This is a genomic window from Sphingorhabdus sp., from assembly GCF_044357595.1.
Lineage (GTDB): Bacteria > Pseudomonadota > Alphaproteobacteria > Sphingomonadales > Sphingomonadaceae > Sphingorhabdus_B.
In genome coordinates this window covers 1-6640 of the sequence record NZ_JBIKPH010000133.1, presented here as the reverse complement: position 1 = coordinate 6640, position 6640 = coordinate 1, and the positions used below count along the sequence as shown (strand labels likewise).

The 6640-nt window shown below is 51.6% G+C and carries 7 protein-coding genes; all 7 read right to left on the bottom strand.

Annotated features, from left to right (window positions below; genetic code table 11):
• Positions 1–288: 288 nt before the first annotated feature.
• The gene (locus tag ACIQ2T_RS11230) at positions 289–762 is read right to left on the bottom strand and encodes an AHH domain-containing protein (protein ID WP_397590885.1); all 474 of its coding nucleotides are present in this window, start codon (positions 760–762) and stop codon (positions 289–291) included.
• Positions 763–802: 40 nt separating this feature from the next.
• Positions 803–1513 carry a hypothetical protein gene (locus ACIQ2T_RS11225; RefSeq protein ID WP_397590884.1) on the bottom strand — a complete coding sequence of 237 codons (711 nt, stop codon included), beginning with the start codon at positions 1511–1513 and terminating at the stop codon, positions 803–805.
• A 99-nt stretch (positions 1514–1612) separates the two neighbouring features.
• Positions 1613–3550 carry a potassium transporter Kup gene (locus ACIQ2T_RS11220; RefSeq protein WP_397590883.1) on the bottom strand — a complete coding sequence of 646 codons (1938 nt, stop codon included), beginning with the start codon at positions 3548–3550 and terminating at the stop codon, positions 1613–1615.
• Positions 3551–3679: 129 nt separating this feature from the next.
• Positions 3680–4336: a tetratricopeptide repeat protein gene (locus tag ACIQ2T_RS11215; RefSeq protein WP_397590882.1), complete on the bottom strand. Its 657-nt coding sequence runs from the start codon at positions 4334–4336 to the stop codon at positions 3680–3682.
• Complete coding sequence (locus tag ACIQ2T_RS11210; protein ID WP_397590881.1) at positions 4333–4734, bottom strand: cytochrome c-type biogenesis protein; 402 nt, start codon at positions 4732–4734, stop codon at positions 4333–4335. The genes ACIQ2T_RS11215 and ACIQ2T_RS11210 overlap by 4 nt, the downstream gene beginning before the upstream one ends.
• Positions 4731–5261 carry a redoxin domain-containing protein gene (locus ACIQ2T_RS11205; RefSeq protein WP_397590880.1) on the bottom strand — a complete coding sequence of 177 codons (531 nt, stop codon included), beginning with the start codon at positions 5259–5261 and terminating at the stop codon, positions 4731–4733. The genes ACIQ2T_RS11210 and ACIQ2T_RS11205 overlap by 4 nt, the downstream gene beginning before the upstream one ends.
• The coding region (locus tag ACIQ2T_RS11200; protein WP_397590879.1) for a heme lyase CcmF/NrfE family subunit at positions 5258–6640 on the bottom strand (1383 nt) is incomplete at its 5' end. The genes ACIQ2T_RS11200 and ACIQ2T_RS11205, both read right to left, overlap by 4 nt.

The following is a 6640-nucleotide window of genomic DNA, read 5'->3' as shown; positions in this document are numbered from 1 at the left end:
ATTGGCGGTTGGGCAAGTCCACTTGCGGAAAAGGTCGGTATTTTCGAGATGGGTCGGATAGCATCATGATAAATGGCAACTTCGCTGATATGCCCCAATCGTGGGCTTTAAGAGATAGTAAGTTTTGGAAAAAGCCCTTAGGCGGGTTTGCCGAATGGTGCCGACAAGAACAGGCGCGCCTAAGGGCGCGTAAGTCGAAGTAGAAGCGATTGGGCGTTTGGCGCGATCATTATGGTTTTTCGATACCCATGTTCCGCAACATTCGTCTAGTCTTAAAATGCATCTAAATCATTTTGTTGCCAGCCAAATTGCGTCACAGGCGCTATCGATGTGATCAAAATTGACAGCCGTGTTCAAGGGATCACGCTGATTGAGCGAAATCCGCAACTGTGATCCATACAGACCCGTCCGCAGCGCACCGGTAAGCAAATGCAATCTTTCCACGGCATCTTCCCGCGCAGTTCTTTGATCATAAATGCAGGGTAAATCTCGGAAAATAGCTGCCACACGATAGGCCACCAGTTCATTATAGCGGCGATGTGGGCCACGATGGAGTGGCAAACCGCTGCGCATAGCCGCTAATTCTGTTGCTGGAAGAAACAGCCCGTTTCGCGGAAAACAGCGGACGTCAAATCCATCTGGGCGTACCGCTTCAAAAGCTTTGGCAAAGGCATGATTGGCGAACACGCCTACCGGTATCAAATGGTGCGATTGAAAGCCACTAATTACACTGGCCCCCGAAAGTCTCTTAAAGCTCCGCATATAGCCCCTACCAACTGCGTCGATGCTGTCCGCATGCAAACTAATTGGCTGTTATCAGACGGGCACTTAAGACTTTCTTGTGCAGATCTGGCGTGAGGAGGACCGTTTCCCCAACCATCATGCCTGGCACTGTCATTTTTTGATCCACACAACCTTTTGTGACGAGATCATGGACCAATCTGACGACATATCGCATCGCGATATTCGATGTCATTGGCGTATGTTCGAAGACAAGCTCTTGTCCGCATAGCCAATTCAGGCCGCGGGATTGGACAATTGCGCTATCTGAAGTATCGAAATCCATACAAAGCAGAGCCGGGAATGCACCGCCATCTGCATATTGGCTAACTGCTTCAGCGTAATAATCGAAACCTGACATTATTGACCCCGGTCGCCAAAATACGGCTCCCGCTTGCAGCGCCTGTCCAAGCGATACTCCCAGTTGCAGTAAAACCTTTACGATCGCAGGCACCTGATTGCCGCCGCGCACGGTTGGTCCGAAATCAAAATGGATTGCGGAGTGGAATTCACTGGTATCGGATTGGCAAAATATGAATTTTGCTACTTCTAAGTGCGGCATAGCTTGGATGCTGAAGGTAAATGAAGCACCCTGGAAAGTAATAACTCCGGTCGTTTCGGCTTTCGCGCTTTCACGCGCAAAGGAGATGCCAAGTTTTTCGAAAGCTACAGATTGCCATGCCAACTCCAACTCAGCGCAGTTCTGCGTGATCAGCAATGACATGACTGACATTGAGCGCTCCTAAAAATGTTCCTTTTTTGTTCTCAACTCGACAAGCAAAAAGGTTCAAGCGGATTTGTATACATCCCGCTTGCTTCGCAGTGACGTTTGTTAGATTTCAACCTGGCTTCCCAATTCCACCACACGGTTGCTGGGCAGTTTGAAAAATTCCATCGCATTAGCCGCATTCCGCAGCATCCATGCAAACACCTTTTCCCGCCAAATCGCCATGCCGGGGATTTTGGACGCAATCAGCGTTTGACGCGACAGGAAGAAACTGGTGTGCATCATATCAAATTTGGGACCGCATAAATCGACCAAGTCGAGCGTCGCCGGAACGTTTGTTTCTTCCAGAAAGCCAAAGCGCATTTTCACGCGGTAAAAGCCTTCACCCAAATCTTTACAGACGATGCGCTCGCCCGAACGAACAAAGGGTACATCTTCAATTTGCACAGTCAGAACAATCACGCGCTCATGCAGGATACGGTTGTGCTTGATGTTATGAAGTAGCGCCGAGGGTACACCACTTGCGGCCGAAGCCATAAAAATCGCCGTGCCGGGAACGCGTGTAGCGCTATTGGCGGCAGACTTGATAAAAATCTCCATCGGCATGGAGCTTTCGGCCATACGCTCACGCATCAAGGCACGACCGCGCGACCACGTTGTCAACAATGTAAAGATGACTAAGCCGATCAACAACGGGACCCAGCCACCGGAAGGAACCTTCAATAAATTCGCACCAAAATAGGCAAAGTCAACAATGAAGAAAATCCCAAGGATAGGAAGCGCTTTCCACTTTGGCCATTTCCACAATGAAAGTAGGACCACCGCGATGAGGCAGGTATCAATAAACATCGCGCCCGTCACCGCGATCCCATAAGCCGCAGCGAGGTTTGATGATGACTGGAAGAACAGCACCAGAAGCAATACCATAATCGCAAGGCCCCAGTTGATCGCCGGAATATAGATTTGCCCTGCGGCTTTTTCGCTTGTGTGCTGAATACTCAGGCGCGGCATGAACCCGAGTTGAATTGCCTGCTGCGTCAAAGAGAAAGCACCGGAAATAACGGCCTGACTGGCAATGACAGCGGCCATAATTGTAAGAATGATGACCGGCGTGCTAATCATGTCCGGCACCATCAAAAAGAACGGATCGCGGATAGCCAGCTGCGCTTCTTGCGGCGTCATGGTCAATATCATCGCACCCTGACCCATGTAGTTCAGCATCAACGCTGGCAACACGAAGAACAGCCAGCTGAACTTGATCGGTCGACGGCCAAAATGCCCCATATCCGCATAAAGCGCCTCGGCCCCCGTGACGGCGAGGACAACCGTGCCCATCGCGACAAAGGCACGAAAGCCATCATTGTAAAAGAAGTAAAATGCATTCAGCGGGTTCAAAACATCCAGAATGATGAGCGGCATTTTGGAGAGGTGCAGAATACCAAGACCTGCAAGCGTCGCAAAATAGACCAGCATGATTGGCCCAAACCAAGCCCCGACCTTGGCCGTGCCGCGCGACTGGAACGCAAATAACCCGCCAATAATCACGACCGATATGGGCAATATCCAAGGGCTAAAGCCCAAGCTTACATATTTGAGACCTTCGGCTGCAGAGAGGATGGACATGGCAGGCGTAATCATGGAGTCGCCATAAAATAGTGCGGTTGCAAACACCCCAAGCATTACAAAAGGCGCAGTCCATTTTGCTCCAGCGGTCTGACGATTGATCAGCGCAAGCAAAGCAAGGCTTCCGCCCTCCCCCTTGTTATCGGCCTTCATAATTGTGAAAACATATTTGAAGGTCACGACAATCATCATCGACCAAAAAACGAGACTTAGAACACCGTTGATATGCATCGGGTCAGGTGTAATGGGATGATGACCGGCAAACGTCTCGCGGAAGGCGTAAATCGGGCTAGTACCGATGTCACCAAATACAACGCCAACCGTGCCCGCACATAACGCCAGCAGCGATCCTTTGGGGGCATGGCTATCGTTATGATTTTGGTCGCTGTCACCAAAATCGTCTGCTTGCGGTCCAACCATCTTGTTTCCCCGACTTTAACCCCAACTGCCACATTAAAAGTGTTGGGGCCGCGCGCATTAGCATGCCGCCTTACCCTTCACAACAAAGCAATATTGAACCAATTCTTTTAGAAAAAGTATTTTTTTCAATTATTTAGAAGGTATATCTACTTGTGCCTGTGCCGTTTGCGCTTGCAGCGCCTTGGCGGCCTGCAGTTGCGACTCAAGGACGTCTTTCCATTTCGCATTTGGTGTCGCGAGTGAAAGAGTTTTTTCCCACAAGAGAATCGCACCATCAAGGTCACCGCTAAGCATGCGGGCAAGCCCCACAAAATAATATGGTGCGGGGTAATTAGGCCGATTGATGCGTGCTTTGTCGAAGGCTAATTCCGCCGGTGCTGACAACTGCCCATCACTCGCCAGCATCAATTGCAGCCCAAGAGCAGACCAAAGATCCGCATTTTTTGGGTCATCACGCAGTCCGGACTGAATATATGAAGCCGCTAAAGCATACTCCCCTTGCTTGGCAAAGGAATCAGCAGTGATTAGCCAGCGCTTCGCCCCACCGAAGCTTTGGTCCATGTCGGCGCGTATATCGACAAGCTGAGTAGCCGCAACTTCGCTTCCCGCTAACGGCTTGCCCGGTGAAGATGGCGCTGATGGACGGCCCTGCAGGGCGTAGCCAGTCATGCCCAATAAAACCGCAGCTGCGCCAATTTGCCACAGCCCCTTTGGCTCACGAACAAAACAGGCAAGCGCCAACAGGCTGAAAACCGACAATAGGCCAAGTGCCACCCAACCGTTCATGTACGCCTCCAAAACAGCCCACGCGCTACCCAAAGCGATGCAAGCAGCAAGATAAGTGGTGTAAGCCAGAGAAGAAGCCCTGCGCCCTTGAAATCGGGTTCGAAGCTAACCCATTCGCCATAACGTTGTATCATCCAGTTCCGAACTGCCTCGGACTTTTGTCCAGCGGCAATTTGCTGACGCACTTCGGCACGCATGGTTCCTGCCATGCTCGCGTCGCTATCGGCAATGGATTGACCTTGGCATTGAATACAGCGCAAACTATGCATCAGGCGGGTTGCCTCAGCTTCTTTCGCTGGATCGGAAAGCTGACGGTTTGCCAAGGCGGGCGTTGGCCCGCTTCCTTGGGCAAAAACGGGCGCAGCTAACATCAGTAAAATAGAAACGAATACTCTCATTTCGTCGCCTTCAGTTTTTCGATGAGCATCGGCACATGCTCCACCCTGATATCGCCGATATGCTGGAACAATATTGTGCCATCGGCGCCGATTATATAAGTTTCAGGCACACCAGACGATCCGAGTTTAAGCTGAACCGCCATTTCGCTGTCCGATCCAATGCGGCTATAAGGATTACCAAATTCGTCCAGAAAAGCAGCAACATCTTCTGGACGATCGCGAATAGCGATCCCGTCAATCTCGACGCCAGCTGCTTTCAATTCCTCAAGCTGCGGCGCTTCGGCTTTGCAAGGGATGCACCAGCTAGCAAAGATGTTAAGCAGCCGTGGTTTCCCATCACCCATATCTGTGTTTGATAATGGCAAAACACCCTGTGTTGCAGGAGGCAAAGCAAATTCAGGAAGCTTTTGTCCGATCATGGCCGAATGGACTTGCTCGTCTTTCGGCACGGCCAGGCCATAGATGGCAAGCCCACCAATGCATGCGGTGGCCACGAGCGGTGCCCATAAAAGCCAAGGGCGGCTCATTCGGCTTGCCATGTGTTTATAGCTGGCTTCTTGGAGCGACGGCCTATGCGGCCCAAAAGCGCAATCGCCCCGCCAAGAGCAATCAATATTGCGCCGTACCAAATGAATGTAACGAAGGGTTTCCACCATAAGCGCACTTGCCAACGGCCATCCCCCTCTTGGTCGGGCTGCGCAATGACGACATATAATTGACCATTCCACCGCGTCAGCAACGCCGCTTCGCTCGTCTGCATCGGAGGCTTAAAGAATTGCCGTGATTGAGGATGAAGCGGGAACTCATTGCCATTTTTGGCGGCTATCATTTCGCCTTCAACAGCAACCCAATTATCCCCCACCACGGGATTGACATCGTTAAGCTTAACCTCCCAGCTAGCAACCTTAGCGCTTTCGCCAGGTGCAAGCGCAGTCAAAGTTTCGGACGAAAAGCCTGATTCCGCTGCCATACCAAAGACACTAACGGCTAAACCAAAATGCGCGATGACCATGCCCAATACCGGGATAGGCGTGCGGAGCAGCTTGCGTCCCCTAAGCGGCATCCATGCCGCCACTGCAAGGGCCAAGGACAATGCGATACCCAAAAGAGGGAATATCCCTATTTCTGGCGCAAATTTCCATATAGCAAGGCAACTCAACAACAAAATCGCTGCTGCACCGATAAGCCAGTATTTTAAACGGCCGAGATCATCGCGGCGCCAACGCAACAGGGGCCCCACCAACAAAGCGAGCATCAAAAGGACCGCAATCGGAACCGTCGCTTTGTTAAAATATGGAGGCCCAACCGATATCTTGTCGCCCAACGCCTCTGCCGCAATCGGGTAAAGCGTACCAATCAAAATGACTGCCAGAATGACGCTGAGGAGTATATTATTTGCAACAATCCCGCCTTCTCGGCTGAACAGCTGGAACGGCTCACCTTGCTTGACTGTTCCAATACGTAAGGCAAAAATAACGAAGGCAAGGCCTGTGTACATAAGCATTAACGCGAGAATGAAGGAACCACGTTCCGGGTCGACAGCAAAGGCATGAACGCTCGTCAATATCCCTGAACGCACAAGAAACGTGCCCGCCATCGACATGGCAAAGGCCACCAGCGCAAGCATCACGGTCCATGCACGTAACGCATTGCGCGTGGCAAGAACGCTGACCGAATGCAGCAGAGCAGTTGCTGCGAGCCATGGCATCAGCGACGCGTTTTCAACGGGATCCCAAAACCACCAGCCACCCCAGCCCAATTCATAATATGCCCAGTAACTGCCTGCAGCGATACCGATTGTCAGGAAAATCCATGCCCCCAACACCCATGGCCGCATAGCGCGGGCGAAGGCTGGCCCGACCTGATTGGTGAGCAACGCGCCAACGGCGAAGGAGAATGCGATCGA

Excerpts from the sequence above, each read along its gene's own strand:
- ACIQ2T_RS11230 (WP_397590885.1), bottom strand. The coding sequence starts at position 762 with ATGCGGAGCTTTAAGAGACTTTCGGGGGCCAGTGTAATTAGTGGCTTT.
- ACIQ2T_RS11225 (WP_397590884.1), bottom strand. The coding sequence starts at position 1,513 with ATGTCAGTCATGTCATTGCTGATCACGCAGAACTGCGCTGAGTTGGAG.
- ACIQ2T_RS11220 (WP_397590883.1), bottom strand. The coding sequence starts at position 3,550 with ATGGTTGGACCGCAAGCAGACGATTTTGGTGACAGCGACCAAAATCAT.
- ACIQ2T_RS11215 (WP_397590882.1), bottom strand. The coding sequence starts at position 4,336 with ATGAACGGTTGGGTGGCACTTGGCCTATTGTCGGTTTTCAGCCTGTTG.
- ACIQ2T_RS11210 (WP_397590881.1), bottom strand. The coding sequence starts at position 4,734 with ATGAGAGTATTCGTTTCTATTTTACTGATGTTAGCTGCGCCCGTTTTT.
- ACIQ2T_RS11205 (WP_397590880.1), bottom strand. The coding sequence starts at position 5,261 with ATGAGCCGCCCTTGGCTTTTATGGGCACCGCTCGTGGCCACCGCATGC.